This is a genomic window from Pseudoroseomonas cervicalis ATCC 49957 (assembly GCF_000164635.1).
In the GTDB taxonomy this organism is placed as follows: Bacteria; Pseudomonadota; Alphaproteobacteria; order Acetobacterales; family Acetobacteraceae; genus Pseudoroseomonas; species Pseudoroseomonas cervicalis.
In genome coordinates this window covers 1-1,240 of sequence record NZ_GG770808.1, presented here as the reverse complement: position 1 = coordinate 1,240, position 1,240 = coordinate 1, and the positions used below count along the sequence as shown (strand labels likewise).

Annotated in this window: 2 protein-coding genes; one reads left to right on the top strand and one right to left on the bottom strand. The window is 73.6% G+C overall.

Annotated features, from left to right (window positions below):
• Positions 1-1,073 (top strand): hypothetical protein (locus HMPREF0731_RS19195; RefSeq protein WP_040614058.1); only part of this gene is annotated, 1,073 nt, incomplete at its 5' end.
• On the opposite strand, the gene HMPREF0731_RS26520 is transcribed toward HMPREF0731_RS19195, so the two are convergent.
• Positions 1,070-1,231: a flagellar basal body rod C-terminal domain-containing protein gene (locus tag HMPREF0731_RS26520; protein WP_408734763.1), complete on the bottom strand. Its 162-nt coding sequence runs from the start codon at positions 1,229-1,231 to the stop codon at positions 1,070-1,072. The genes HMPREF0731_RS19195 and HMPREF0731_RS26520 overlap by 4 nt on opposite strands.
• Positions 1,232-1,240: the final 9 nt, after the last annotated feature.

Sequence of the window (1,240 nt, the reverse complement as noted above, 5' to 3'; positions counted from 1 at the left end):
CCGCGCCCGCCGCGCCGCCGCGCCGCAACCGCGCCCCCGTCACCGTGCGGCGCTTCCGCCCTGAGGACGCGCCCGGCATCGCCCGCTGCGCCTGGCTCGCCTATGGCTACACCCGCCCGGATGACGGGCTCTACGATGTCGAGGGGCTGGTCCGCCGCAACGCCGAGGGCGAGATGGCCAGCGTGGTGGCGGTGTCCGAGGATGGCAGCATCGTCGGCCATATCTGCTTCGATTTCTCCGGCAACCGCCAGGTGCCGGAGGCCACCGACGCGGTGGTGCCGCCGGAGTGGCAAGGCCACCCGGTGCTGCTGGCCCATCTGCTGGATTTCGGCCAGGCGGAGGCCGAGACGATGGGCTGCCGCGGCTGGCTGGTGCATGCGGTGAGCGCGCACACCGTCTCGCAGCGCGGCGCGCTGCGCTACGGCGCGGTGCCGATCAATGTTCACCTGGCCTCGGTCAGCACCGATTGGGCGATCGATGAGAGCTTGGCCGGCAGCGGCGCAAGGCAATCGGAGGTGGCGCTGTATCGTGGCTTCCGCCCCGGCCCGCCGCGCACCCTGCACGCCCCGCCGCGCCACCGCGCCGTGCTGGAGAGGCTCTACACCGCCCTGGCCGAGCCGGTGCGCTTCGCGGACACCGTGCCGCCTTCCCCCGAGACGGGCCGCACGCGGCTGCATGTCTCGCAGGAATACGCCCAGTGGGGCCATGTGGTGCTGGAGGTCGAGGCCTATGGCGCCGACGCGGTGGAGGCGGTGGCGGGCTTCCTGCGCGGCTTCTGCCTGCAGGGCGCGGCCACCGTGCTGCTGGAACTGCCGCTGGCCGACCCCGCCACGGCGGCGCTGGCCGAGAGGTTCGAGGCGCTGGGCTTCAGCTTCTGCGGCATCCTGCCGCATGCCGGCGAGGCGGATGCCGACCTGCTCTTCTACCAGTATCTGAACAATGTGGTGCCGGAGATCGCCAGCGAGCGGATCGCCGCCGCCTGCCGGCCGCTCTACGACTATGTGCTGGCCGAGCGGCGGCGCGTCGACCGGGCGGTGTTCGGCACGCCGTCCGGGCCGGAACCGGGCGCCTAGCCCAGCATGTCGAGCAGCCGGTCGCCCATCTGCTCGGTGCTGCGCAGCACCGCGAGATTGGCCTCGTAGCCGCGCTGCGCCAGCATCAGCGCGACCTGCTGCGCCGCCGGGTCCTCGGGGGTCGCCTCGCGCGCGGCCTCGCGCGCCTGGGCGGCCAGGCCGGGCAG